The sequence below is a fragment of the Nonomuraea sp. NPDC050227 genome (assembly GCF_044459705.1).
GTDB lineage: Bacteria > Actinomycetota > Actinomycetes > Streptosporangiales > Streptosporangiaceae > Nonomuraea.
Map to the genome: position 1 here is coordinate 173507 of NZ_JBITJF010000014.1, position 24755 is coordinate 198261.

Below are 24755 nucleotides of genomic sequence, written 5' to 3' on the forward strand. Positions count from 1 at the left end.
ACGGTACAGTGGCAAACGAGATACCCTGATCTGGTGACACGACCGTCGGCCTATCTTGATCATGCGGCGACCACGCCCATGCTGCCCGAAGCGATCGAGGCCATGACGGAGCAACTCAAACGCGTCGGCAACGCCTCGTCGCTGCACGCCGCGGGCCGTCAGGTGCGCAGGGTCGTCGAGGAGTCCCGCGAGAGCATCGCCGACGCCCTGGGGGCCCGGCCGAGCGAGGTCGTGTTCACCTCGGGCGGCACCGAGGCCGACAACCTCGCCATCAAGGGCCTCTACTGGGCGCGCAGGCCCCGGCGGCGCATCCTGCTCAGCTCCGTCGAGCACCACGCCGCGCTCGACCCGGCCGCGTGGCTGGCCGAGAGCCAGGGCGCCGAGGTCGAGCTGCTCGACGTCGACGAACACGGCCGGGTCCATCCCGACACGCTGCGCGCCGCCATCGAGCGCGACCCCGACGACGTCGCCATGATCAGCGTCATGTGGGCCAACAACGAGGTGGGCACGGTCCAGCCGGTCCACGTGCTGGCGGCCGTCGCCCACGATCACGGCGTCCCGTTCCACACCGACGCGGTGCAGGCGATCGGGCAGCTCCCGGTGTCGTTCGCCGACTCCGGCGCCGACGCCCTCACACTGACCGGCCACAAGGTCGGCGGCCCGATGGGCGTGGGCGCGCTGCTGCTGACCAGGGGGCTGACCCCGGTGTCGGTGCAGCACGGCGGAGGTCAGGAGCGCGACGTGCGCTCCGGCACCCTCGACGCGCCCGCCATCGCGGGCCTGGCCGCCGCCGTGCAGACCGCCGTGAAGGAGCAGGAGGCCCTGGGCCGCCGCCTGACGGCGCTGCGCGACGAGCTCATCCAGCGCGTCCGCCAGGCCGTCCCCGACGTCGTGCTCAACGGCGACCCGACCGGCCGGCTGCCCGGCAACGCCCACTTCTCCTTCCCCGGCTGCGAGGGCGACGCGCTGCTCATGCTGCTCGACGCCAAGGGCGTGGAGTGCTCGACCGGCTCGGCCTGCTCGGCGGGCGTGGCGCAGCCCTCGCACGTGCTGCTCGCGATGGGCGCCGACGCGGCGGCCGCGCGCGGCTCGCTCAGGTTCACCCTGGGCCACACCTCGACCGCCGCCGACGTCGACCGCCTGATCGAGGTGCTGCCCGCGGCCGTCGAGCGGGCCCGCAGGGCCGGGCTCAGCTGAGGAAGGGGGAGACCGCGGCCCAGGCGGGGTCGTGGCCCACGTCGACCCGCGGCTCGCCCTCCTGCCAGCTCGCGATCAGCTCCTTGGCGTGGATCGCCGCGTCGGAGGCCGGGTCGGCGTAGACGTGGACGACCCGATGGCCGGCGGCGCTCAGGTGCGCGGCCAGCAGGGCGTCGTCGCGCAGTTGGAGCAGGCGGGCGGCCAGGCGCTCCTCGAAGTCGCTCAACGCCTTCAGCGAATCGCCGGCGGGCAGGCCGTCGGCGTCGCGGTGGGCGTACGGAAGCGTGATCTCGATGTGCTGGTCGAGCAGCGGGTGGTCGACGGGCCGCAGCGGGAAGCGCGCGGTGGCCACCAGCGGCGCTCCCTCACCGGTCTGCCCTTCGAGCAGCAGCCACTCCTCGCCCTCATGACCCGAGGCCAGGTCGGCGACCACCGCGGGCAGGTGGACGGCGGCGACCGCGTCGATCGGCTGGAACGTGGCGGGTGTGATCTCGCCCACCCACCTGGCGACGTCGTCCTCGCCCAGCAGCCAGTCGAGGGCGAGCAGCGTCGCCTCCAGACGGGTCTCCTCGTCGAGCTCGCCGAAGATCGGGTGGTGGGCGGTCACGTCGACACGCGGCTGGTTGCGCGGCACGCGCAGCCCGAAGACCAGCTTGTCGAGCGCGAACTCGAACCCGCCCACGTCGAGCGTCAGCTCCAGCGCCTGCGGGTTGGCCTGCCGGGACGGATGGAACTCCCACAGCAGGTCGGCCGGCGGCGCGGCCCTGGCCCAGCGGTGGGCGAGCGAGCGCAGCTCGGCGTCGCCGGCCGCGGTCACCACCAGGGCGTGCGCGGCGTTCCTGCCGGGCGCCACCTCCCAGACCAGGCCGGGGTCGATCGCGGCCACGGCGGGGGCGACCAGCTCCTCGATGCCGTCGGCGGTGCCCGCCGCCACCAGCGAGTCGAGCCGCGGCCTGGCCTCCTGCCACCACGCCCAGAACGCGGCCACGCCGTCGCCGGGCCGGCCGGCCTCTTCCTCTTCGTCCTTGCGCCCGAACAGTCGCATGCGCTGAATCCTCCCAGACGGAGCCGATGGCCGCGCACTCCCCGCCGGACAGTACGCTGGAACGGTCATGGGACTGCGTGTGCTTGCCGCCATGTCGGGCGGCGTCGATTCCGCCGTGGCCGCCGCCCGGATCGCCGAGGCCGGTCACGACGTCACTGGTGTGCATCTGGCCCTGTCGGCCAACCCCCAATCCCACCGCACGGGCGCGCGGGGTTGCTGCACGATCGAGGACTCCCGCGACGCGCGGCGGGCCGCCGACGTGATCGGCATCCCGTTCTACATCTGGGACATGGCCGAGAGGTTCCAGCGCGACGTGGTGGAGGACTTCGTGGCCGAGTACGCCGCGGGCCGCACCCCCAATCCGTGCCTGCGGTGCAACGAGAAGATCAAGTTCGAGGCGGTGCTCGACCGGGCGCTCGCCCTCGGCTTCGACGCCGTCGCCACCGGCCACCACGCCAAGCTGTCCGACGGCGTGCTGTCCAGGAGCGTCGACCAGGGCAAGGACCAGTCGTACGTGCTGGGGGTGCTCACCCGTGAGCAGCTCAGCCACGCGATCTTCCCGCTCGGCGGCTCCACCAAGGCCGAGGTGCGCGAGGAGGCCGCCCGGCGCGGCCTGACCGTCGCCGACAAGCCCGACAGCCACGACATCTGCTTCATCGCCGACGGGGACACCCGCGGTTTCCTGGCCGGCCGGCTCGGCGCCGAGGAGGGCCCGATCGTCGACCAGGAGGGCGCGGTGGTGGGCACCCACCAGGGCGCCCACGGCTTCACGGTCGGCCAGCGCAAGGGCCTGCGCATCGACCGTCCGGCCGCCGACGGCAGGCCGCGCTACGTGTTGTCGATCGAGCCGGTCTCCAACACGGTCACGGTCGGCCCGCGCTCGGCGCTGGAGGTCACCTCGATCTCGTGCGTCCGCCCGGTCTGGAACGGCCCGTCCCGCCTCGACGACCTGACCGTGCAGCTCAGGGCCCACGGCGAGGTCTACGGCTGCCGCTTCGAGGAGGAGGCGGGCGGCGGCCTGCGCATCGACCTCGACCGCCCGGCCACCGGCGTCGCGGCGGGCCAGGCGGCCGTGCTCTACTCCGGCGACACGGTCATCGGCTCGGCCACCATCGTCTCGGCCGCCTAGGGAAGCGTCACCGACTCGCCGACCTTGAGCCGGCGCATGTCGGCGCTCTGCTTGTCCGACTCCAGCTCCAGGTAGGTGTCCACCAGCGACAGGCCGATGTCGTTGAGCAGGCCGTCGTGCGTGGAGAACGCGCGGGCCGGGCGCACCGTGCGCAGGTACTCGACCATCTCGCTGAGCTTCATCCAAGGGGCGTTGGTCGGCGCGAGGAGGGTGGGCACCTCGACGCCGGGCAAGGTGAGCGCGTCGCCGGGGTAGAACACCTCGTCGTCGAGCATGAAACCGACATTCTGTACGACGGGCGCATCGGGGTGGTTCTTGCTGTGCCACTCGCCGAACGCCTTCACCCGGAAGCCCGCCGCGTCGAAGGCGTCGCCGTGCCGGACCACCTGGACCTTGACCGGCACGTCGGTCAGCTGGGCCGCGACGCCCTCGCACGTCCAGACCTCGACCCCGGCGGGAGCGGCCTTCAGCTTCTCGATGTCGAAGTGGTCGAAGTGCTGGTGGGTGATCAGGACCGCGTCGACCCCGTCGAGCACCGGCTCCTGCGAGAAGGTGCCCGGATCGATGACCAGGACCTTGCCGTTCTTCTCAAGGCGTACGCAGGCGTGCGTGAGTTTGGTGAGCTCCATTCGGCAGAGCCTACGCTTGTGCCCATGTCTACGTGGGAAGCCACCGGGGTCGGGTCACATCCGGGTGAGGATCATCTTGAGGCGATCCGTGTCGTGTTCGGCGAGTTGCCCGGACTGCCGTACCTGCCGGAGCTGCCGGCCCGCGGGGTCGGCGCCGACATGGTCGGCAGGACGGCCGGGCTGCTGATCGACCTGCCGGTCGAGGTGCAGCCGTCCGGGTGGCGGCTGGCCGACCGGCCGGGCCGCGACCATCAGCGGGCCGTCGATCACCTGCGCCGCGACCTCGACGGGCTGGAGGAGGTCGCGCACGACTACTCCGGGCCGCTCAAGCTGCAGGTGTGCGGGCCGTGGACGCTGGCCGGGTCCCTTGAGCTGAAGTACGGCGACAAGATGCTCTCCGACGCCGGAGCCGTGCGCGACCTGGTCGCGTCGCTGGCCCAGGGGGTCGCCGACCACTGCGCCGAGGTGCGGCGGCGGCTGCCGGGGGTCACCGAGATCGTGCTGCAGCTCGACGAGCCGGGGCTGCCGGGCGTGCTGGCGGGCACGGTCCCGACCGCGTCCGGGTTCGGGCGGCTGGCGGCGGTCGAGGAGTGGCGGGTGGAGGAGTCGCTGCGGCTGTTCCCCGGCGCGGTGGTCCACTGCTGCGCGCCCGGGGTGCCCTACGCGCTGCTGCGGCGGGCCGGCGTGCGCGCGGTGTCGGTCGACGCGTCGCTGCTGCGCCGCAGGGACGACGACCAGCTCGGCGAGCTCTTCGAGGGCGGGGCCGGCCTGCTGCTCGGCGTCGTGCCGGGCAGGGACGTCGCGCTGCCGGACACCGGGGTGGTCGCCAGGCCCGCGGTGGAGCTGTGGCGGCGGCTCGGGTTCGCGCCCGACGGGCTGGCCGCCAAGGTCACGCTGACGCCCGCCTGCGGCCTGGCCGGAGCCTCGCCCCGCTACGCGCGGGCGGCCCTGGCGGCGTGCAGGAAGGCCGCCCAGGTGCTCAAGGACGATCCGGCAAGCGGGATGCAAGGCGGCTGAGTAGCGTCCTTGCCATGATTGCTCGCGCTCTGGCCGTCGGTGCCGCCATGCTGATCGCGTCCGCCTCGATCGCCGTCCCCGCCGGGGCCTCGGCCAACCCGGAGATCTGGAGCTGGGGGCCCATCTACTCCGCCGACCGGGCCGGGAAGGCCAAGGGCAAGGTCCTGCTCGACCGGCCGGGGTTCGTGGTCAGCGGCGGGCTGTACGACTTCCCCGGCCGTACCGGGTGCTCGTGGCTGCAGCTGCGCTGGGTCAAGGACGGCGGCGGCGAGGGGCGCAAGACGTACCGCAACTGCTCGGGCACCAAGCCGCTGGAGTTCTCGCTCAAGACCGGCTACATGCTCTCCGTCGAGGGCAGGGTCTGCCGGGGCACGGCAAGGAAGATCACCGGTAACTGCTCGGTCTGGGAAGGCGTCTGGGCCCAGGGCGGATGACCGGCGGAGTCGTTCCTGTCGGGGCCCGGCGGTAGCGTTTCCTCAGCGTGTCCGACGTGGAAGGAGACTCAGCGTGAGCGAGCGTGACACCGAGGTCGGGGGCGTGCCCGTGGCCGCGCTCAAGCGGCATGCGGAGCTGAGCGAGCTGGTCGAGGACGCGCGCTGGCGCTACTACGTGCTCGACCAGCCCACGGCCAGCGACGCGCAGTTCGACGAGTGGTTCCGCGAGCTGCTCACGCTGGAGCAGGCCCATCCCGAGCTGCAGACGCCCGACTCGCCCACCCAGAAGGTGGGCGCGCCGGTCTCGGGCGACTTCGCCAAGGTCAGCCACCTCAACCGCATGGAGAGCCTCGACAACGCCTTCAACCAGGCCGACATGGCCGCCTGGATGGCCCGCGTCGAGCGGCTGGCCGAGCGCGACCCGGGGCCCTACCTGTGCGAGCTGAAGATCGACGGGCTGGCCATCGCGCTCGTCTACCGCGACGGCAAGCTGGAGCGCGGCGCGACCCGGGGCGACGGCCGGGTCGGCGACGACGTCACGGCCAACGTGCGCACGATCAAGGGGGTGCCCCACCGGCTCAAGGGCGAGGGCGTCCCGAGTCTGGTCGAGGTGCGCGGCGAGGTCTACATCCCGGTCGAGGGCTTCAAGCAGCTCAACGAGCAGCTCGTGGAGCAGGGCAAGCCGCCGTTCGCCAACCCGCGCAACTCGGCGGCGGGCACGCTGCGGCAGAAGGACGCGCGCGTCACCGCCCAGCGCCCGCTGCGCATGCTCGTCCACGGTATCGGCGTCTGGGAGGGCTCGGCCGTGCCGCGCGCCCAGTCGGAGGTCTACGAGCGGCTGCGGGAGTTCGGGCTGCCGGTCAGCGACCTGTTCCAGGTGGTGCCCGGCCTCACCGAGGTCGACGAGTTCATCGAGCACTACCGGGTGCACCGGCACGATCCGGCTTATGAGATCGACGGGGTCGTGGTCAAGGTCGACGACTTCCGCACGCAGCGGGAGCTCGGGTCCACCTCACGGGCCCCGCGCTGGGCGATCGCCTACAAATACCCGCCGGAGGAGGTCAACACCAAGCTGCTCGACATCCAGGTGGGGGTGGGCCGCACCGGCAGGGTCACGCCGTACGCGGTGATGGAGCCCATCGTGGTCGCGGGCTCGACCGTCGAGCGGGCCACCCTGCACAACGCGGCCACGGTGATCAAGAAGGGCGTGCTGATCGGCGACACCGTGGTGCTGCGCAAGGCGGGCGACGTCATCCCCGAGATCGTCGGGGCGGTCACGGCGTTGCGCGACGGCTCCGAGCGGGAGTTCGTCATGCCGACCCACTGCCCCGAGTGCGGCACCGAGCTGGCCTACGAGAAGGAGGGCGACGCCGACCTGCGCTGCCCCAACGCCCGCAGCTGCCCCGCCCAGATCCGCGAGCGCCTCTACTTCGCGGCCGGCCGGCGCGCGCTCGACATCGACGGGCTGGGTTACGTGGCGGCGACCGCGCTCACCCAGCCGGTGCCGCCGCAGGAGCCCGTCCTGCGCACCGAGGCCGACCTGTTCGACCTGACGATCGAGCAGCTCATGCCCATCCGGTCGGTCGTCCGCGACCAGGACACCGGCCTGCCCAAGCTCGACCCCGAGACCGGCGAGCAGAAGGTCGTCTCCCTGTTCTCCAACCTCGACGGCGGGCCCAGCCAGGCCGCCCGCACGCTGGTCGACGAGCTCGCCCGCGCCAAGTCGGCGCCGCTCGCGCAGGTGCTGGTCGCGCTGTCGATCCGGCACGTCGGGCCGCCGACGGCGCGTGACCTCGCCGACTCCATGCGGTCGATCGACGCCATCATGAACGCCTCTGAGGAGGAGCTGGCCTCGGTCAAGGGCATCGGGCCGCGGGTGGCGGCGACGATCCGGGAGTGGTTCGAGGTCGACTGGCACCGGGAGATCGTCGAGCGGTGGCGGCGGGCCGGGGTGCGGATGGACGACGGCCCCGCTCCGGAGAAGACGGAGCCCCAGATCCTGGAGGGGCTGACGTTCGTGGTCACCGGGACGCTGGAGGCGTACACCCGCGACACCGCGTCCGAGGCGCTGACCAGCCGTGGCGGGAAGGTGGCCGGATCGGTGTCGAAGAAGACGTCGTTCCTGGTGGCGGGGGAGAACGCCGGGTCGAAGTATGACAAGGCGGTCAGCCTGAAGGTGCCGATCCTCGATGAGCAGGGGTTCGAGCTGCTGCTGAAGGAGGGCCCGGAGGCCGCGGCGCGCGTGGCGGTCGTCGAGGAGACGTAGCGGGAGCCCGGCTCGCCCTTGCGGCGGGGCTGGTGTTCGGTGGCCCCGTGGATGCGCGCCCGGCGAGCTGGGGATCAGAGTCGTGTACGGACTGTCGATGGCCGCGCTACCCATAGTGGTTTTTGGGTATATGTCGGAAAGGAGAAGTGACGGAACGTACGCGCTTGGTTTCGCGAAGTGGGGTGAAGGTCGTACCCTCCCATAGTGACCTAATGGGGGTTCTGTTACCGATGACTGACCCAACCGACACCCGTGACACCGGTCCACGCGTCGGCACGCCGCTCTGGGCGTTCCTCGCGGGCATCACCGTGATCGGCTTCACCGCGCTGGTCGTGGCCATGCTCAGGCTGGATCCGGTCGCGCTGGCGGAGCTCGCCCGTACCCCGTTGTTCTGGGTGCTGGCGGTGCTGGTGATGCTGGGCGAGCTGCGGCCCGTCATGGTGTCCTCGGCGACCGCGGTCGGCGGCACGTATCCGTCGACCATGTTCACCTTCGCGGTGCTGCTGCACTTCGGGCTGTCCACCGCCGTGCTCATGCAGGCCGTCGCGATCGCCATGAACGGCGTCGTGACGCGCAAGGCGTGGCACCGGGTCATGTTCAACGTCGCCCAGTCCACCCTCGCGCTCACCGCCGCGGCCGTGGTGCTCGGGCTGTTCGGCGTCGTGCCGGGCCCGGCCGTGCCGTGGACGCCCAGCGGGGCCGACCTGCCGGCGATCGCGCTGGCCGGGGTGGCCTACTTCGCCACCAGGGCCGCGCTCGTGTCCGGGGCGGTCGCCCTGCACGAGCGGCGTTCGATCGTCCGCGTGCTGCGGGTCACCGCCGGGCCGCAGGGGCTCGTCTACACCGCGCTGCTGGGCCTCGCGCCGCTGGTCGTCGTGGTGATGGACCATTCGCCCGGCCTCGTGCCGCTCTTCGTCGCCCCCCTCGCCGCCGTCTACTTCACCGCCACGCTGTCCATGCGCCGCGACCACCAGGCCCTGCACGACGAGCTGACCGGCCTGCCCAACCGCAAGATGCTCATCGTCAGCACGGAGGAGGCGCTGGCCGAGTCCCGCCAGGACGAGCGGGTCGGGCTGTTCCTCCTCGACCTCGACCGGTTCAAGGAGGTCAACGACACGATGGGCCATCCGGTGGGCGACCGCCTGCTGCAGATGGTGGCCCACCGGCTGACCCACTCCGTGCGTCCGGGCGACGTGGTGGCCAGGCTCGGCGGCGACGAGTTCGCCGTCCTGCTGCCCTCGATCCGGGACGCCAACGCCGCCAGGGAGGTGGCCGCCAGGCTGCGGGCCGCCCTGACCGAGCCCGTACGCCTGGAGGGCATGAGCTTCGACCTCGACGGCTCGGTCGGGATCGCGCTCTTCCCCGACCACGCCCCCGACTTCGAGCTGCTGCTGCAACGCGCCGACGTGGCCATGTACCTGGCCAAGGAAGGGCGTACCGGGGTAGAGCTCTACCAGCCCGACAAAGACCGCAACTCGCCTGAACGGCTCAACCTGCTGGGCGATCTGCGCCGCGCCATCGACAACCGCGAGCTGCAGCTGCACTACCAGCCCAAGGTCAGCCTGGCCGGCGGCGCGGTGACCGGGGTGGAGGCCCTGTTGCGCTGGTGCCATCCGGTGCACGGGCCGATCCCGCCGTCCGACTTCGTCCCGCTGGCCGAGCAGACGTACCTGATGCGCCAGCTCACCGAATACGTCATCGAGGCCGCGCTGGAGCAGGCCGCCCGCTGGTGGCACACCGGCCTGCAGGTGCAGATCTCGGTCAACATCTCCGCCCGCGACCTGCTCGACGCGGCGCTGCCCGAGCAGCTGGAGGTCGGCCTGACCCGGTACGGCCTGCCGCCCGCCGCCATCCAGCTTGAGGTCACCGAGCGCATCCTGACCGGCGACCAGGCCTACACCCAGGAGACCATCAAGGCGCTGGCCACGCTCGGCGTCCCGCTGTCCCTCGACGACTTCGGCACCGGCTACTCCTCGCTGATCAGGCTCCAGCGCCTGGCGGTCTCCGAGGTCAAGATCGACGCCTCGTTCGTCCGCCGCATCGCCGAGTCCGAGGACGACGACCGCATCGTCCGCTCGATCGTCGACCTGGTGCGCTCGCTCGGCCTGCGCTCGGTCGCCGAGGGCGTGGAGTCCGACGACGTCGCGCTGCGGCTGGCCGAGATGGGCTGCGACCTGGGCCAGGGCTGGCTGTTCTGCCAGCCCATGCCGGCCGCCGAGGCCACCGCCTGGCTCAGGGGCCGCTGCGAGGTGGCGCCGGCCATCGAGTTCGGCTACCAGTCCGAGGTCACCCAGACGGCCTGACCGATTACAGGAGTCGACTTCGTCGAAGTACACTTCGTCGAAGTGTACTTCGATGTCTCTGGGGGCGTCTTGATCCCGAAGCCTGAACGGATCTTCGCGCGCGACTTCGAGTGGGAGGCTCTGACCGCCTTCGTCGAGCGTTCCGGCCCCCGGCCCCGGCCCCGGCTCGGCGTCGTCAGCGGCAGGCGCCGCCAGGGCAAGACGTTCCTGGTCGAGTCGCTCGCGCGCAAGACGGGCGGCTTCTATTTCGGCGCGACGGAGGGCACCCCGACGGAGTCGCTCAACCTCTTCGCCGCCGCTCTGGCCCGGTACGTGGGGGCTTCGGCGCCGTTCCGTTTCACGACCTGGGACGAGGCGATCGGCCAGCTGTTCGCCGTCAGCGCCGAGCGCCGCGCTCTCATGGTGATCGACGAGTTCCCCTACCTCAGCAAGGCGTCGCCGGCCCTGCCCTCGATCATCCAGCAGGCCATCGACCGGGCCGTCTTCGACGAAGTGCCGGCGTCCCTGTTGTTGTGCGGCTCGGCGATGTCCGTGATGGGCCAGCTCCTGGCAGGCAACGCGCCGTTGAGGGGGCGGGCTTCCATGGAACTCGTGGTCCGGCCGTTCGACTACCGCCTCGCCGCACGGTACTGGGAGATCACCGATCCGCAGTTGGCCGTGAAGGTGCACGCGATCACCGGCGGGACCCCCGCGTATCTGCCCCTGGCCAACGACGACAGGCCGGAGGGCTTGGCGGACTTCGACGCCTGGGTGCAGCGCACGGTGCTCTCGCCCTTGACCCCGCTCTTCAAGGAGGCCCGCTATCTCCTCGAAGAGGAGGCGGAGGTGCGGGACAGCGCCATGTACAAGTCCGTGCTGGCGGCCGTGGCCACCGGGAACGGCACCCGGGGCGGCATCGCGAGCTATGTGGGGCGCAAGGCGTCCGACATCGGCCATCACCTCAACGTGCTGGAGGACAGCAACCTGCTGCGCAGGGAGGTGGACGTCTTCCGCTCCTCGCGGTCGGTCTACCGCGTGTGCGAGCCGCTCATCCACTTCTACGAGGTCGTGATGCGACCCCAGTGGGGGCCGCTGGAGAGCGGCCGGGCCGAGTTCGTGTGGCAGGACGGCCGGGCCGGCTTCAGCGACCAGGTGCTCGGCCCGCACTTCGAGGAGCTGTGCCGTCAGTTCCACCTGCTGGAACTCGATGTCCTGGGAAACTCGCCCGGCGAGATCGGCGCCGGAACCGTCGTCGATCCCGTACGGCACGAGCAGATCCAGATCGACGTCGCGGTCTTCGCGCCGGCGATGCGCGGCGAGCGCAGGCGGGTGTTGTCGCTGGGCGAGGTGAAATGGGGCAAGGTCATGGGGCCCCGGCACGTTGCCCGGCTCAGGAGGGCACGCGACCTGCTCGACGCCAAGGGATTCGACGTGCGGGACGCCAAGCTGGTCTGCTACAGCGGAGCCGGATTCGAGGCCGGGCTGGCCCAGGAGAGCGACGTGCTGGCGATCGGCCTGGACCAGCTCTACGGATGAGTGTGTTTCCGCCGGGTTAAGGGTTCGGGCCTGCGGCGTCAAGCCCCCTAGGATGGCAGTGTCCCAAACTCCATCCACGAAACGGGTTCAACGACTCATGTCCGCCATAACCCGCGACGAGGTCGCGCACCTGGCCCGGTTGTCCAGGCTGGCGCTCACCGACGACGAGCTCGACCACTACGCCACCCAGCTCGATGCCATCATCGAGTCGGTCGCGAAGGTGGCCGAGGTCGCCGCCGAGGACGTGCCGCCTTCGTCGCACGCGCTTCCGCTGACCAATGTCTTCCGTGCCGACGAGGTGCGACAGTCCCTGACGCCGGAGCAGGCCCTTTCCGGCGCTCCCGCCGTCGAGGACGACCGCTTCCGTGTGCCGCGCATCCTCGGGGAGGAGGCATGAGTCTGATCCGCAAGACCGCCGCCGAGCTGGGCGCGATGATCGCCGCGGGCGAGGTGTCGGCCGCCGAGGTGGCCGAGGCGCACCTCGACCGCATGGCCGAGGTGGAGCCCAAGGTCCAGGCGTTCCTGCACGTCGACCGGGAGACCACCCTTGAGCAGGCGCGGGCGGTCGACGCCCGGCTGCGGGCGGGCGAGAAGCTCGGGCCGCTGGCCGGGGTGCCGGTCGCGCACAAGGACATCTTCGCCACCCGCGACATGCCGACCACGGCCGGGTCCAAGATCCTCGAAGGGTGGCGGCCGCCGTACGACGCGACCGTGACCGCGCGCCTGCGCGAGGCCGGGCTGGTCATCCTCGGCAAGACGAACCTCGACGAGTTCGCCATGGGCTCCTCCACGGAGAACTCCGCCTACCACCCCACCCGCAACCCGTGGGACCTGGACAGGATCCCGGGCGGCTCGTCCGGCGGGTCCAGCGCGGCCGTCGCCGCGTACGAGGCGCCGCTGTCCACGGGCACCGACACCGGCGGCTCGATCCGGCAGCCCGCCGCCGTCACCGGCATCGTGGGCATGAAGCCCACCTATGGCGGTTCGTCCCGGTACGGGCTGATCGCGTTCGCGAGCTCGCTCGACACGCCGGGGCCGTTCGCGCGGAACGTGCTCGACGCGGCGCTGCTGCAGGAGGCGTTCTCCGGGCACGACCCGATGGACTCCACGTCGGTCGACGCGCCGGTCCCGAGCGTCGTCGAGGCGGCCAGGAATCCCGACGTGTCCGGCATGCGCATCGGCGTGGTCAAGGAGTTCGCCGGCGAGGGCTACCAGCCGGGCGTGCTGGCCCGCTACCACGAGGTCGTCAAGCTGCTGGAGTCGCTGGGCGCCACGGTCGTCGAGGTGTCCTGCCCGTCGTTCACGACCGCGCTGCCGGCGTACTACCTGATCGCGCCGTCGGAGTGCTCGTCCAACCTGGCCCGCTTCGACGCCATGCGTTACGGCCTGCGCGTCGGCGACGACGGCACCCGCAGCGCCGAGGAGGTCATGGCGCTGACCAGGGCGGCCGGGTTCGGCCCCGAGGTCAAGCGGCGCATCATGCTGGGCACGTACGCGCTGTCCAGCGGCTACTACGACGCCTACTACGGCCAGGCGCAGAAGGTGCGCACGGTCATCTCGCGCGAGTTCGAGGCGGCCTACGAGCAGGTCGACGTGCTGGTCTCGCCGACCACGCCGACCACGGCGTTCCGGCTGGGCGAGCGCACCGACGACCCGATGGCGATGTACCTCGCCGACCTGTGCACCATCCCGTCCAACCTCGCGGGCAACGCGGCCATCTCGGTGCCGTGCGGCCTGGCCGACGAGGACAACCTGCCGGTCGGCCTGCAGATCATGGCCCCGGTTCTGGCCGACGACCGTTGTTACCGCGTCGGCGCCGCCGTCGAGAAGGCCCTGGAGAGCCGCTGGGGCGGCCCGCTGCTGAAGGAGGCCCCGTCGCTATGACCATGGTCTATGACGAAGCGCTCGACAGGTTCGAGCCGGTGCTCGGGCTGGAGACGCACGTCGAGCTCGGCACCAAGTCGAAGATGTTCTGCGGTTGCAAGACCACCTTCGGCGCCCCGGCCAACACCCAGGTCTGCCCGACCTGCCTGGCGCTGCCCGGCTCGCTGCCCGTGGCCAACGCCATGGCCATCGAGTCGACGATCCGCATCGGCCTGGCGCTGAACTGCTCGATCGCCGAATGGTGCCGCTTCGCCCGGAAGAACTACTTCTATCCGGACATGCCGAAGAACTACCAGATCTCCCAGTACGACGAGCCGCTCTGCTTCGACGGCTACGTCGACGTCGAGGTCAACGGCGAGACCGTGCGCATCGAGATCGAGCGCGTGCACCTGGAGGAGGACACCGGCAAGTCCACCCACGTGGGCGGCGCGACCGGCCGCATCCACGGGGCCGACTACTCGATCGTCGACTACAACCGCGCGGGCATCCCGCTGGTGGAGATCGTCACCAAGCCCATCCCGGGCACCGACCGGCTCGCGCCGGAGGTGGCCAAGGCGTACGTCACCGAGCTGCGCGAGATCATGCGCTCGCTCGGCGTGTCCGACGTGCGCATGGAGGAGGGCTCGCTGCGCTGCGACGTCAACGTCTCGCTCATGCCGCGCGGGTCGTCGGAGTGGGGCACCCGCACCGAGACCAAGAACGTCAACTCGCTGCGCAGCGTCGAGCGGGCGGTGCGCAGCGAGATCGAGCGCCAGGCGGGGGTCCTCGCCGAGGGCGGCAAGATCATCCAGGAGACGCGGCACTTCCACGAGGACACCGGCACCACCACGTCCGGGCGGTCCAAGGAGGAGGCCCAGGACTACCGGTACTTCCCGGAGCCCGACCTGGTGCCGATCGAGCCCGACCCGGCGTGGGTGGCCGAGCTGAAGGCGGCGCTGCCCGAGCTGCCGTCGGTCAAGCGCAAGCGGCTGCAGGCCGAGTGGGGTCTGTCCGACCTCGACATGCAGGCCATGCACAACGCCGACGCGATCGACCTGGTCGAGGCCACGGTCGCGGCCGGCGCCCCGGCGGCCGACGCGCGCAAGTGGTGGATGGGCGAGCTGGCGCGGCGCGCCAACGAGAGCGGCGTCGCGCTGGCCGAGCTGCCCATCACGCCGGCCCAGATCGCCAGGGTCACCGAGCTGGTGGCCTCGGGCGCGCTCAACGACAAGCTCGCCCGGGAGGTGCTCGAAGGCGTGCTGGCCGGTGAGGGCACGCCCGACGAGGTGGTCGAGGCGCGCGGCCTGCAGATCGTCAACGACGAGGGCGAGCTGTCGGCGATCATCGACCAGGTGCTGGCCGACAACGCGGACGCGGCCGAGAAGGTGCGGTCCGGGAAGGTCGCCGCCGCCGGTGCGCTGGTGGGCGGCGTGATGAAGGCCAGCCGCGGCAAGGCCGACGCGGCCCGCGCCCGGCAGCTCATCCTGGAGAAGCTGGGCGTCTCGGAGTAGTCCGGCACATCCGCGGGGCCCTTGGTGGTCCCGCGGATCCGTTCACATCCGCGGGGCCCTTGGTGGTTCCGCGGCTGTGCACATCCGCAGGACCCGTGATGGTTTCGCGGGTCCGTGCACAGCGGCGGGGCCCTCGGTGGCCCCGCCACCACCGAGCTGTCGGCGGGCCCCCGGTGGGCCCGCCGATCCGGACATATCGGCGGGGCCACCGAGGGGGCGCTCGCGGGCGCCGTGCCTTCCGCGCGTGCAGCCGTCGGAAGGCGGGTCCCAAGAACCACCGGGCGACGTTCCCGGCGGGCGGGCCGGTCAGTCCTCGCGTGACACGGGTGTGACCGCATCGACGCCCCGGCGTGCCATCAGCCGCCGAAACACCGGTGTGAGCAGCGCGAGCAGGGCCAGGACGAGGAGCACGGCCGCGATCGGGCTGCGTACCAGCACGCTGACGTCGCCCGCGCCGATGGCGAGCGCGCGACGGAGCTGGATCTCGGCCATCGGCCCGAGGATCATGCCGATCACCGCGGGCGCGACGGGCAGGCCGAAGCGGCGCATGGAGAACCCGAGCAGGCCGAGCACGTACAGGACGAACAGGTCCACGACGGTGCCGTTCAGGGCGTAGACGCCGAGCGCGGCGAACAGCACGATCCCGGCGTACAGGTACGGCCGGGGGATGCGCAGGACGCGGGCCCACAGGGGAGCCAGCGGCAGGTTCAGCACCAGCAGCATCGTGTTGCCGACGAACAGCGAGGCGATCATCGCCCACACCAGGGCCGGGTTGTGGTCGAAGAGCTGCGGGCCGGGCTGCAGGCCGTACTGCTGGAAGGCGGCCAGCAGGATGGCGGCCGTGGCCGAGGTGGGCAGGCCCAGAGTGAGCAGCGGGACCAGGGTCCCGGCGGCCGAGGCGTTGTTGGCCGCCTCCGGGCCCGCGACGCCCTCGATGGCGCCCTTGCCGTACTCCTCCTTGGCCACGCCCTTGGCCAGGCGCTTCTCGGCCGCGTACGACAGGAACGTGGGGATCTCCGCGCCCCCGCCGGGCAGCGCGCCGAACGGGAAGCCGAGCGCGGTCCCGCGCAGCCACGGCAACCACGAGCGCCGCCAGTCGGCGCGCCCCATCCACGCCCGGCCCACGGGCACCACCTCGGGCGCGGCGTGCCGCAGCCGGGAGGCCACGTACAGGGCCTCGCCGACCGCGAACAGGCCGACCGCGACGATCACCACGTCGATGCCGTCGAGCAGCTGCGGGACGCCCAGCGTGAGCCGCGCCTGACCGGTCTGCTGGTCGATGCCGATCAGCCCGATGACCAGCCCCAGCCCCAGGGAGGCCAGCCCGCGCACGACCGAGCGGGACAACACCGACGACACGGCGGTGAAGGCCAGGATCGCCAGCGCGAAGTAGTCCTCGGGGCCGAACGAGATCGCGAAGCTCACCACGGCGGGCGCGGCCACCACCAGCAGCGCGGTGGCGATCGTGCCCGCCACGAACGACCCGACGGCCGCCGTGGCCAGGGCCTGCGCCGCCCGTCCGCGCCTGGCCATCTTGTTGCCCTCCAGGGCGGTGATCATGGAGGACGACTCGCCGGGCGTGTTGAGCAGGATGGAGGTGGTCGAGCCGCCGTACATGCCGCCGTAGTAGATGCCGGCGAACATGATGAACGCGCTGGCCGGCGGCACGGTGAAGGTGATCGGCAGCAGCAGCGCCACGGTCATCGCGGGCCCGATGCCGGGCAGCACGCCGACCAGGGTGCCGAGGGTGACGCCGATCAGGGCGTACAGCAGGTTGACGGGGGTGAGGGCGGCGGCGAAGCCGTCCATGAGGAGCTGGAGCGAGCCCATCTCAGATCACCCCGCCGAGCGGGCCGGCCGGCAGCGAGACGCCGAGGCCCTTGACGAACAGCAGGTACGTCGTCACGCCGAGCACCACGGCCACCACGGCGGCCCGCAGCTTGTGCTCGGCCCCGAGCACGACCGACAGGCCGAAGAACAGCAGGCTCGCGCCGATGACCCAGCCGAGCACGTCGAGGAGCGCGGCGAAGGCCAGGAAGACGCCGCTGACCAGGCCGACGCTGCGCCAGTCGGTGGGCGCGTCCGCGTCCACGTCCTCGCTCTCCTCGGGGTCGCCGGCGCCGCCGCGCAGCACGTCGATCACGTACAACAGGCCGATCAGCACCATGGCCGCGCCGACCAGCATGGGGAAGAAGCGCGGCCCGAGGCCGAGCTGGGAGGCCGCGGCCGAGACGTCGAGCGTGCCGACCATCACGAACACGCCCAGCCCGAGCACCACGACCGCCAGCCCGAGTTCGGGCCGCCACCGGCGAGCCATCAGGACACGAGCCCCATTTCGGCGATGATGCCCTTGACCTTGGTCTCCTCGGACTTCAGGTAGTCGGCGAACTGCTGCCCGGTCTGGAAGGAGTCGATCCAGCCGTTCTTGGCGACGGCGTCCTTCCAGGGCTGGGAGTCGTGCATCTTGGTGACCAGGTCGGTGAGGGACTTCTTGGCGGCGTCGTCCAGGCCGCCGGGGGCGACGAAGCCGCGCCAGTTGGCCAGCTCGACGTCCAGGCCGCCCTCCTTCAGCGTCGGCGCGTCGAGGCCGGCGACGCGCGAGCCGCTGCTGACGGCCAGCGCCCGCAGCTTGCCGGACTTCACGTGCTCGGCGAACTCGCCGACGCCCGAGATGCCCGCGCTGACCTTGCTGCCCAGCAGCGCGTTGAGCGCCTCGCCGCCGCCGGAGTGGGCGATGTAGTTGACCTGCTTGGGGTCCACGCCCGCGGCCTTGGCCATCAGCCCGGCCACGATGTGGTCGGTGCCGCCCGCCGAGCCGCCCGCGACGGAGACCTTCGCCGGGTCGGCCTTCCACGCGGCGACCAGGTCGGCCAGCGTCTTGAACGGGGAGTCGGCCGGGACCACGACGATCTCGTACTCCTCGGTCAGCTTGGCGATGGGGGTGGTCTCGGCCAGGGTGACCTTCGACTTGTTCTGCTCGATCGCGCCGACCATGACCAGGCCCATGGTCATCAGCAGGTTGCCGTTGCCCTTCTCGCCGGCGAGCTGGGCCAGGCCGATCGTGCCGCCCGCGCCCGGCACGTTGTAGACCTCGACCTTGCGCTTGGGGTCGGCCGTCTTGAGCGCCTGCTCGGCCGTGCGGGCGGTCTGGTCCCAGCCGCCGCCGGCCGCCGCGGGGGCCATGATCCGCAGGGAGCCGTCGCCGCCGGAGGCGCCGGTCTCGCCGCAGCCGGACAGGGCGGCGACGGAGAGTGCCGCCAGGGCGGCGGCGAATACGCGCAAGCGCATGATCACTCCAAGGGGGGGATTCGCACAGTCGTTGGCCTGCGATGGTGATGCCCGTTCCCTGCCCGGTCGAGGCTTTGGGCGGTTGCCGTCATAGTGGTCGTATTGGTCGCGACCTGGCCGTGACCTGGCTTTGTTTCCATGTGGGCGTGCGCAGGGTTACCGACGCCCCCCTCGGCACCCAGTTGTTCGTGCTCCAGATGGTGATCGTGCTGCTCGCCGTCGGCGGCACGGCAGGCGTGTGGGCGGGGCACACGAGGGAGCAGCTCGACGCGCTGCACCAGCAGCGCGCCCTGGCCATCGCCCAGTCGGTGGCCGCCCTTCCGCAGGTGCGCGACGCCTTCAGGCTGGAGAACCCGGAGTCGGTGCTGCAACCGCTGGCGCTCAGCGTCCAGCACGAGACCGGAGCCGACTACGTGGCCATCGCCAACGCCGAGCAGAAGCGCTACGCCCATCCCAACGCCGCCCTGATCGGCAAGCGGCTGTCCACCGACGGCACCGCGGTCCTGCGTACGGGCCGCAGCTGGGTCGGCACCGAGACGGGCACGATCGGCACCACGGTCCGCGGCAAGACCCCCATCCGCGACGAATACGGCAACGTCATCGGCCTGGTGTCGGTCGGCGTGCTCCAGACCACGGTCACCGGCCAGCTCGGCGGCGCGCTGCCGCCGCTGATCTGGACCGCGCTGGCCGTGCTGCTGGCCGGCCTGGCGCTGGCCGCGCTGATCACCGCCCGGGTGCGCAGGCAGACGTTCGGGCTGGAGCCGCGCGAGATCGCCGCGCTGCTGGAGCAGCGCGAGGGCGTGCTGCACGGCGTGAAGGAGGGCGTGCTGGCCCTCGACCTGGCCGGGCGGGTCACGCTGGTCAACGACGCCGCCCGCGACCTGCTCGGCGACCTCGGGACCGACGTGACCCGCATGCCGGTCTCCGAGCGCATGCGCGACGTGCTGACCGGCGCCGACCCGGGCGAGGACCGCGTGGTGCTGCACGGCGAGCGCGTGCTGGTGCTCAACAGGACCCCGGTCGCGGTCCGCGGCCGGCACCGCGGCTGGGTCGTCACCCTGCGCGACCGCACCGAGCTGGTCCGCCTGGCCCGCGAGCTGGACGACACCAGCAGCGCGACCGAGGCCCTGCGGGCCCAGGCCCACGAGTTCGCCAACCGCATGCACACCGTCGTCGGCCTGCTGGAGCTCGGCGAGCACGAGGCCGCGATCGGCTTCATCACCCGCACCACGGCCGGCGCGTACGCCACCGGCCTGCGCGAACGCGTCCAGGACCCCACGCTGGCCGCGCTGCTGCTGGCCAAGTCGGCCGAGGCGGCCGAGCGCGGGGCGCGGCTGGTGCTGGCCGAGGACTCCGCCGTGCCGGAGGGCGCGCTCGGCGACCCGCAGGACGCCGTCCTGGTGGTCGGGAACCTGGTGGCCAACGCGATCGACGCGCTCGACGGCGCGGGCGGCACGATCGAGGTCTCGGTCGTGGCCGACGCCGAAGGGCTGCACGTCCGCGTCGGCGACTCGGGCCCCGGCATCACCCCAGAGCTGGTGGAGGAGGTCTTCAGGGAGGGGTTCACGACGAAGGCCGCCCTGTCGGGGCCGCGTGGCCTGGGCCTGGCGCTGACCCGGCAGGCGTGCCTGCGCCGGGGCGGCTGGGTCCGGGTGCGCAACGCCGGCGGCGCCGTCTTCACCGCCCTGCTGCCCGCCGAGGCCCACGCGTGAACGACGTACGGGTCCTGGTGGTGGACGACGACTTCATGGTCGCCCGGATCCACGGCGGCTACGTCTCGCGCGTGCCCGGCTTCGAGGTCGTCGCCGTGGCGCACACCGGGGCCGACGCGCTCGCCGCCGTGGCCGAGCTCCGGCCCGATCTGGTCCTGCTCGACATCTACTTGCCCGACATGTCCGGCCTGGAGGTGCTCAAGGCCATCGACGACGTGGACGTCCTGATGATCAGCGCCGCCCGCGACGTCGCCACGGTCAGGGAGGCCATGCGCGGCGGGGCGGTCAACTACCTGATCAAGCCGTTCACCGCCGCCGCGCTCACCGAACGCCTGCGCCAGTACGCCGACACCCGCAGGCGGCTCACCGCCATCGGCCCCCAGGCCCGCCAGGACGACGTGGACCGGCTGTTCGGCGCGCCCAAGCAGCCCGTCCCGGTGCCCAAGGGCCTGTCGGCGGCCACCTGCGCGCTGGTGGCGCAGGCGCTGCGCGAGGCCGGGCGCGACCTGTCGGCGGCCGAGACGGCCGAGCTCACGGGCCTGTCGAGGGTGAGCGCGCGGCGGTACCTGGAGCACCTGTGCGCGTCCGGCCGGGCCGAGCTCCACCCCAGGTACGGCACCGCCGGGCGACCGGAACATCGCTACCGGTGGCTAGGTTGACACACTTCCGTATTCGTTTCTGGTGACATAGTCGGATACTCGTGCCTTACTGTTGCCTGAGACTTGGCTGCGGACCGGGAGGAGATTGAGGCGTGCGAAACGCCGGACCGATCGAATCACCGACGGACCCGTTCGCCTCGGTGCCGATGCCCACGTCGGGTGTCTCCAAGAAGCCGCGGATCGAAGGATTACCTCCGGGCGTGTCCCGTGACATCTTCGGCCCGCAGGACCAGCAGGAGCCCCGGCCGGCCCCAGGCCCGAGCGCGCCCGGCGGTCAGACCGGCGGCGCGCTGCCACCGAAGGCGCCTCCCGCGCAGCCGTGGCCGATGAAGGACAAGGACCCCGCCGGGCCCGCCCCCGTGTTCGGGGGGAGCGGCGACCGGCCGGCCGCCTTCGAGCCGGAGCCCGTCCGCCGGCGCCGCCTGCTGCCCGGGGTGCTGGTGCTGGTGCTCGTCCTGGCCACGCTGGCGTACGTGGTGCCGGCCGTGATGATGTCGGGGGCCGTGCTGCGCGGCACCCGGGTGGGCGGCGTGGAGATCGGCGGCCTGACCGTCACCCAGGCGGCCGACAAGCTGCGCACCGAGCTGGGCCCCAGGCTCAGCCGGCCGGTCACGGTGAACATCAACGGCAAGAAGGACACCGTCCAGCCCGACGAGGCCGGTCTCGAACTCGACGTGGTCGGCACCATCGGGCAGGCCCCCAGCGGCTTCCCCGGCCCGGTCGAGGTCTGGCGCGGCCTGACCGGCACCACCGACGTCCCGCCGAAGATCACCATCGACTCCTCCCAGCTCACCAGGACCGTCGAGGGCCTGGCCGAAGGCGTGGACAAGCAGGCCCGCGAGGGCAGGGTGACCTTCTCGGGGCTGGAGCCCAAGGCCCGCATGCCCGAGGACGGCGTGCTCCTCGACCGCGACGACGCCGTGCGCCGGATCGGCGAGGCGTTCCTGCGCGGCGGCGGCGCCGTGGTGCTCTCCATGCGCCCGGCCAAGCCCGCCACCTCGGCCGAGAGCGTCGAGTCGGCCCTGGCCGCGGCCAGGAAGGCCGTCTCCGCGCCCGTCACGCTGACCCTCGCCGGCAAGCAGGCCCAGCTCACCCCCGCCATGATCGCCGCCCACCTGACCTACGTGCCGGGCGGCGACGGCGCGCTCGTCCCCCAGTTCGACGCGGAGGCCGCGCTCGCGCCGGTGGAGAACGGCCTCGTGGACGCCACCCAGCAGCCGCGCGACGCGACGTACCAGATCGTCGGCGACAAGCCGGTGCTGGTGCCCGCCCGCAAGGGCCGGGGCGTGAACGCCAAGCTGCTGGCCCGCGACGTCGAGAAGCTGCTCGCCTCCGCGGGCCCGCGGGCCGTGGAGGTCAAGCTCGGCGTGGTCACCCCGGAGGTCACCACGAGCCAGATCCGCGGCCTCGGCATCAAGGAGAACGTCGGCACGTTCAGCACGTCCTTCGACTGCTGCCCGCCGCGCGTCACCAACATCCGCCGCATGGCCCAGGAACTGGACGGCAGGCTGGTCAAGCCGGGCGAGACGCTCTCGCTCAACGAGGCGACCGGCGAGCGCACGGTCGAGGACGGCTACGTCCGGGCCGGTCAGATCGTCGGCGGCCGGATGGTCGACATCGTCGGCGGCGGCGTCTCCCAGTTCGCCACCACCATGTACAACGCGGCCTTCCTCGGCGGCTTCGACCTGGTCGAGCACGAGCCCATGGACTACTACGCGCCCTCCTACCCGGCCGGGCGCGACGTGGCGCTGCTCTACCCCGACCGCGACCTCAAGTGGCGCAACGACTCCGAGTACGGCGTGCTGATCAAGACCGCCACCACCGCCACGACGGTCAGCGTCACCCTGTGGAGCACCAAGCGTTACGACAAGGTCGAGGCGGTCGAGTCCGAGCGGCGCGACTTCAAGCCGTTCGGCCGGGCGACCAGCAGCGAGCCGGGCTGCGTGCCGACCACCGGCCAGCAGGGCTTCACGATCGACGTCACCCGCGTCTTCCACAAGGACGGCGAGATCGTGAAGAAGGACAAGAAGCTGGTCACCAAGTACCGGCCGCAGACCGCGCTCACCTGCGGCGCGGCCGGCTAGGACGTGGCGACCGCCAGGATGCGGTCGTCGCCCGGACGCGGTGAGCCCCGGCCGTCCTTGTTGCTGGTGCTCACCCACAGGCCGCCGCCGGGCGCCGCGGTGACCGCGCGCAGCCTGCCGTAGCGGCCGGTGTAGTGGGCCACCGGCGCGCCCGGCGAGCCGTCCCGGGCCAGCGGCACCTGCCACAGCCGCTGGCCGCGCAGCGTGCCTACCCACAGCGCGCCGTCCGCGTACGCCATGCCGGACGGCGACGCCTCGCCGGTGGACCAGGTGACGATGGGGTTGACGAACCGGGCGTCCTTCCCCTTGCCCTCGACCACCGGCCAGCCGTAGTTGGCGCCCGGCCGGACCAGGTTGATCTCGTCGTAGGTGTCGGCGCCGAACTCGGAGGCGTACAGGCGGCCCGCGGTGTCCCAGGCCAGGCCCTGGACGTTGCGGTGGCCGTAGCTGTAGACGAGCGTGCCGAACGGGTTGCCGGGGGCGGGGGCGCCGTCCACGGTCATGCGCAGGATCTTGCCGCCGAGCGAGTCGCGCCGCTGGGCCAGACCGCGGTCGCCGGTCTCGCCGGTGGTGGCGTACAGGTAGCCGTCGGGGCCGAAGGCGAGCCGGCCGCCGTTGTGGATGCCGCCCTTGGGGATGCCTCGCACGAGGAGCCGCTCGTCGCCGAGGCCGTCGTCGCCGAGCCGGTAGCGGACGATCCGGTTGTCCTGCTCGGCGGTGTAGTAGAGGAAGACCTGCCGGTCCTTGACCGCCACGCCCAGCAGGCCGCCCTCGCCGCCGGGCCGCGCGTCGCCGATCCGGGCGACCTCGGCGACCTTGCCCGCGCGGGTGACGCGCAGCAGCCTGGCCGTGTCCCGCTCGGTGACCAGGGCGTCGCCGCCGGGCAGGAACGCGATCGCCCACGGCACGGCCAGACCGGTCGCCACGTCCTTGGGGGCGCGGGGCGCCCTGGCCGTCGGAGCCTTGGCCGTCGGGGCCCCGGTCGTCGGGATGGAGGCCGTCGGGGTGGAGGCCGCCGGGACCGAGGCCGCCGGGTCCTCGGCCGTCGGCGCCTCGCCGCCGGCCGAGCAGGCGGGGAGCGCGGCCAGGAGCACGATCGTCCAGAGCTTCCTCATGTGTTCCATACTTCCCCGCGGGTCGTAAGGTTCTCGGCATGAAGATCTGGGTTCCGTCCGAAGCGGCGGCGGATGTCCTGTCTGACATTTCAGGCGTCGAATGCGCTGTCTACGATGGTTCGGCCATGCCGGACGGCATCGAGGACGTCGAGGTCTGGATCCCGCCGCTGGTCGTGGTGCCCGACGTGCCGGGGACGCTGGCGCGGATGCGCTCGCTGCGGCTGGTGCAGACCGTCACCGCGGGGGTGGAGCCGTACCGGCCGCACCTGCCCGAAGGGGTGGTGCTGTGCAACGCCCGCGGCGTGCACGACGCCGGCACCGCCGAGTGGGCGGTCGGCGCGATGATCGCGGTGCTCAGGGAGTTCCCCGGATTCACCGACGCCCAGCGCCGCGGCGAGTGGACCTACCACCACACCGGCGTGCTGGCCGACTCCACCGTGCTCATCGTCGGCCACGGGTCCATCGGCGCGGCGGTCGAGCGGCGGCTGAGTGGCTTCGAGGTCGAGGTCGTCCGGGTGGCCAGGAGCGCGCGCGAGGGCGTGCACGCGATGGAGGAGCTGCCCGCGCTGCTGCCGTCGGCCGACGTCGTGGTCCTGCTCGTGCCCGCCACGCCCGACACCGCCGGCATGGTCGACGCCGCCTTCCTGGCCCGCATGAAGGACGGCGCCGTCCTGGTCAACGCGGCCAGGGGCGGCGTGGTCGACACCGAAGCCCTGATCGCCGAGCTCAAAACCGGTAGGCTACGCGCCGCGCTCGACGTCACCGCGCCCGAGCCGCTGCCGCAGGGCCACCCCCTTTGGAGCGCTCCGGGCGTGCTGATCACGCCGCACATCGCGGGCAGCACCCCCGCCTCCGTGCGGCGCACGCTCCGGCTGATCCGCGAGCAGCTCGGGCGCTACCTCGCAGGTGAAGAGTTGATCAACGTCATTACCGACTCGTATTGAGAGGATCCCGGAACGTGGCTGGTCCGTGACCTTTCGTGCGTACG

The 24755-nt window shown here is 72.1% G+C and carries 20 protein-coding genes; 14 read left to right on the plus strand and 6 right to left on the minus strand.

The window, feature by feature from the left end; translation table 11 throughout:
• Positions 1–33: 33 nt before the first annotated feature.
• Complete coding sequence (locus ACIBK9_RS42210; RefSeq protein WP_397164534.1) at positions 34–1197, plus strand: cysteine desulfurase family protein; 1164 nt, start codon at positions 34–36, stop codon at positions 1195–1197.
• On the opposite strand, the gene ACIBK9_RS42215 is transcribed toward ACIBK9_RS42210, so the two are convergent.
• Positions 1190–2242 (minus strand): DUF695 domain-containing protein, encoded by a 1053-nt coding sequence (locus ACIBK9_RS42215; protein WP_397164536.1) that lies wholly within the window; start codon positions 2240–2242, stop codon positions 1190–1192. The genes ACIBK9_RS42210 and ACIBK9_RS42215 overlap by 8 nt on opposite strands.
• Before the next feature lie 67 nt (positions 2243–2309).
• Between ACIBK9_RS42215 and mnmA the strand changes: the two genes are divergently transcribed.
• Entirely contained in the window at positions 2310–3371 is a 1062-nt protein-coding gene (gene mnmA / locus ACIBK9_RS42220) for a tRNA 2-thiouridine(34) synthase MnmA (RefSeq protein WP_352318938.1), read from the plus strand.
• Here mnmA and ACIBK9_RS42225 read toward each other — a convergent pair.
• Positions 3368–4000: an MBL fold metallo-hydrolase gene (locus ACIBK9_RS42225; protein ID WP_397164538.1), complete on the minus strand. Its 633-nt coding sequence runs from the start codon at positions 3998–4000 to the stop codon at positions 3368–3370. The genes mnmA and ACIBK9_RS42225 overlap by 4 nt on opposite strands.
• A 24-nt stretch (positions 4001–4024) precedes the next feature.
• Here ACIBK9_RS42225 and ACIBK9_RS42230 point away from each other — a divergent pair, with 24 nt between their 5' ends.
• From ACIBK9_RS42230 to gatB, 8 genes are all read left to right on the plus strand, one after another.
• Positions 4025–5017, plus strand: coding sequence for a methionine synthase (locus ACIBK9_RS42230; RefSeq protein WP_397164539.1), 993 nt, complete (start codon positions 4025–4027; stop codon positions 5015–5017).
• Between the two features lie 14 nt (positions 5018–5031).
• Entirely contained in the window at positions 5032–5451 is a 420-nt protein-coding gene (locus ACIBK9_RS42235; RefSeq protein ID WP_397164541.1) for a hypothetical protein, read from the plus strand.
• Between the two features lie 73 nt (positions 5452–5524).
• Entirely contained in the window at positions 5525–7717 is a 2193-nt protein-coding gene (gene ligA, locus ACIBK9_RS42240; RefSeq protein WP_387671096.1) for an NAD-dependent DNA ligase LigA, read from the plus strand.
• Between the two features lie 230 nt (positions 7718–7947).
• Positions 7948–10020 carry a putative bifunctional diguanylate cyclase/phosphodiesterase gene (locus tag ACIBK9_RS42245; RefSeq protein ID WP_397164543.1) on the plus strand — a complete coding sequence of 691 codons (2073 nt, stop codon included), beginning with the start codon at positions 7948–7950 and terminating at the stop codon, positions 10018–10020.
• 69 nt (positions 10021–10089) lie between these two features.
• Positions 10090–11535: an ATP-binding protein gene (locus tag ACIBK9_RS42250; protein WP_397164544.1), complete on the plus strand. Its 1446-nt coding sequence runs from the start codon at positions 10090–10092 to the stop codon at positions 11533–11535.
• 97 nt (positions 11536–11632) lie between these two features.
• Positions 11633–11932, plus strand: a complete 300-nt coding sequence (gene gatC / locus ACIBK9_RS42255) for an Asp-tRNA(Asn)/Glu-tRNA(Gln) amidotransferase subunit GatC (RefSeq protein WP_101787882.1) — start codon at positions 11633–11635, stop codon at positions 11930–11932.
• Entirely contained in the window at positions 11929–13419 is a 1491-nt protein-coding gene (gene gatA / locus ACIBK9_RS42260; protein ID WP_352318951.1) for an Asp-tRNA(Asn)/Glu-tRNA(Gln) amidotransferase subunit GatA, read from the plus strand. The genes gatC and gatA overlap by 4 nt, the downstream gene beginning before the upstream one ends.
• Positions 13420–13421: 2 nt before the next feature.
• Positions 13422–14909 carry an Asp-tRNA(Asn)/Glu-tRNA(Gln) amidotransferase subunit GatB gene (gatB, locus tag ACIBK9_RS42265; RefSeq protein WP_397164714.1) on the plus strand — a complete coding sequence of 496 codons (1488 nt, stop codon included), beginning with the start codon at positions 13422–13424 and terminating at the stop codon, positions 14907–14909.
• A gap of 306 nt (positions 14910–15215) precedes the next feature.
• Here gatB and ACIBK9_RS42270 read toward each other — a convergent pair whose 3' ends face one another.
• From ACIBK9_RS42270 to ACIBK9_RS42280, 3 genes are read right to left on the minus strand one after another with little or no spacing between them, the layout of a single operon-like run.
• Complete coding sequence (locus ACIBK9_RS42270) at positions 15216–16739, minus strand: tripartite tricarboxylate transporter permease (RefSeq protein WP_397164546.1); 1524 nt, start codon at positions 16737–16739, stop codon at positions 15216–15218.
• A 1-nt stretch (position 16740) separates the two neighbouring features.
• Complete coding sequence (locus ACIBK9_RS42275; protein WP_397164548.1) at positions 16741–17226, minus strand: tripartite tricarboxylate transporter TctB family protein; 486 nt, start codon at positions 17224–17226, stop codon at positions 16741–16743.
• On the minus strand, positions 17226–18197 hold the full coding sequence (locus tag ACIBK9_RS42280) for a tripartite tricarboxylate transporter substrate binding protein (RefSeq protein WP_397164550.1): 972 nt from the start codon (positions 18195–18197) through the stop codon (positions 17226–17228). The genes ACIBK9_RS42275 and ACIBK9_RS42280 overlap by 1 nt, the downstream gene beginning before the upstream one ends.
• A 146-nt stretch (positions 18198–18343) precedes the next feature.
• Here ACIBK9_RS42280 and ACIBK9_RS42285 point away from each other — a divergent pair, with 146 nt between their 5' ends.
• From ACIBK9_RS42285 to ACIBK9_RS42295, 3 genes are all read left to right on the plus strand, one after another.
• Complete coding sequence (locus tag ACIBK9_RS42285; RefSeq protein WP_358288672.1) at positions 18344–19909, plus strand: sensor histidine kinase; 1566 nt, start codon at positions 18344–18346, stop codon at positions 19907–19909.
• Positions 19906–20568 carry a response regulator gene (locus ACIBK9_RS42290; protein WP_358288670.1) on the plus strand — a complete coding sequence of 221 codons (663 nt, stop codon included), beginning with the start codon at positions 19906–19908 and terminating at the stop codon, positions 20566–20568. The genes ACIBK9_RS42285 and ACIBK9_RS42290 overlap by 4 nt, the downstream gene beginning before the upstream one ends.
• 200 nt (positions 20569–20768) lie before the next feature.
• Positions 20769–22652 (plus strand): VanW family protein, encoded by a 1884-nt coding sequence (locus tag ACIBK9_RS42295; RefSeq protein ID WP_397164552.1) that lies wholly within the window; start codon positions 20769–20771, stop codon positions 22650–22652.
• Here the strand turns inward: ACIBK9_RS42295 and ACIBK9_RS42300 are convergent.
• Positions 22649–23767 carry a PQQ-dependent sugar dehydrogenase gene (locus ACIBK9_RS42300; RefSeq protein WP_397164553.1) on the minus strand — a complete coding sequence of 373 codons (1119 nt, stop codon included), beginning with the start codon at positions 23765–23767 and terminating at the stop codon, positions 22649–22651. The two genes, ACIBK9_RS42295 and ACIBK9_RS42300, sit on opposite strands and share 4 nt — an antisense overlap.
• A 125-nt stretch (positions 23768–23892) precedes the next feature.
• On the opposite strand from ACIBK9_RS42300, the gene ACIBK9_RS42305 reads away from it, so the two are divergent.
• On the plus strand, positions 23893–24711 hold the full coding sequence (locus ACIBK9_RS42305) for a 2-hydroxyacid dehydrogenase (RefSeq protein ID WP_397164555.1): 819 nt from the start codon (positions 23893–23895) through the stop codon (positions 24709–24711).
• The last annotated feature ends 44 nt before the right edge of the window (positions 24712–24755 follow it).

Coding starts and splice junctions, on each gene's coding strand:
- ACIBK9_RS42215 (WP_397164536.1), bottom strand. CDS start 2,242: ATGCGACTGTTCGGGCGCAAGGACGAAGAGGAAGAGGCCGGCCGGCCC.
- mnmA (WP_352318938.1), top strand. CDS start 2,310: ATGGGACTGCGTGTGCTTGCCGCCATGTCGGGCGGCGTCGATTCCGCC.
- ACIBK9_RS42225 (WP_397164538.1), bottom strand. CDS start 4,000: ATGGAGCTCACCAAACTCACGCACGCCTGCGTACGCCTTGAGAAGAAC.
- ACIBK9_RS42230 (WP_397164539.1), top strand. CDS start 4,025: ATGTCTACGTGGGAAGCCACCGGGGTCGGGTCACATCCGGGTGAGGAT.
- ACIBK9_RS42235 (WP_397164541.1), top strand. CDS start 5,032: ATGATTGCTCGCGCTCTGGCCGTCGGTGCCGCCATGCTGATCGCGTCC.
- ACIBK9_RS42245 (WP_397164543.1), top strand. CDS start 7,948: ATGACTGACCCAACCGACACCCGTGACACCGGTCCACGCGTCGGCACG.
- gatC (WP_101787882.1), top strand. CDS start 11,633: ATGTCCGCCATAACCCGCGACGAGGTCGCGCACCTGGCCCGGTTGTCC.
- gatA (WP_352318951.1), top strand. CDS start 11,929: ATGAGTCTGATCCGCAAGACCGCCGCCGAGCTGGGCGCGATGATCGCC.
- gatB (WP_397164714.1), top strand. CDS start 13,422: ATGGTCTATGACGAAGCGCTCGACAGGTTCGAGCCGGTGCTCGGGCTG.
- ACIBK9_RS42270 (WP_397164546.1), bottom strand. CDS start 16,739: ATGGGCTCGCTCCAGCTCCTCATGGACGGCTTCGCCGCCGCCCTCACC.
- ACIBK9_RS42275 (WP_397164548.1), bottom strand. CDS start 17,226: ATGGCTCGCCGGTGGCGGCCCGAACTCGGGCTGGCGGTCGTGGTGCTC.
- ACIBK9_RS42280 (WP_397164550.1), bottom strand. CDS start 18,197: ATGCGCTTGCGCGTATTCGCCGCCGCCCTGGCGGCACTCTCCGTCGCC.
- ACIBK9_RS42300 (WP_397164553.1), bottom strand. CDS start 23,767: ATGAGGAAGCTCTGGACGATCGTGCTCCTGGCCGCGCTCCCCGCCTGC.
- ACIBK9_RS42305 (WP_397164555.1), top strand. CDS start 23,893: ATGCCGGACGGCATCGAGGACGTCGAGGTCTGGATCCCGCCGCTGGTC.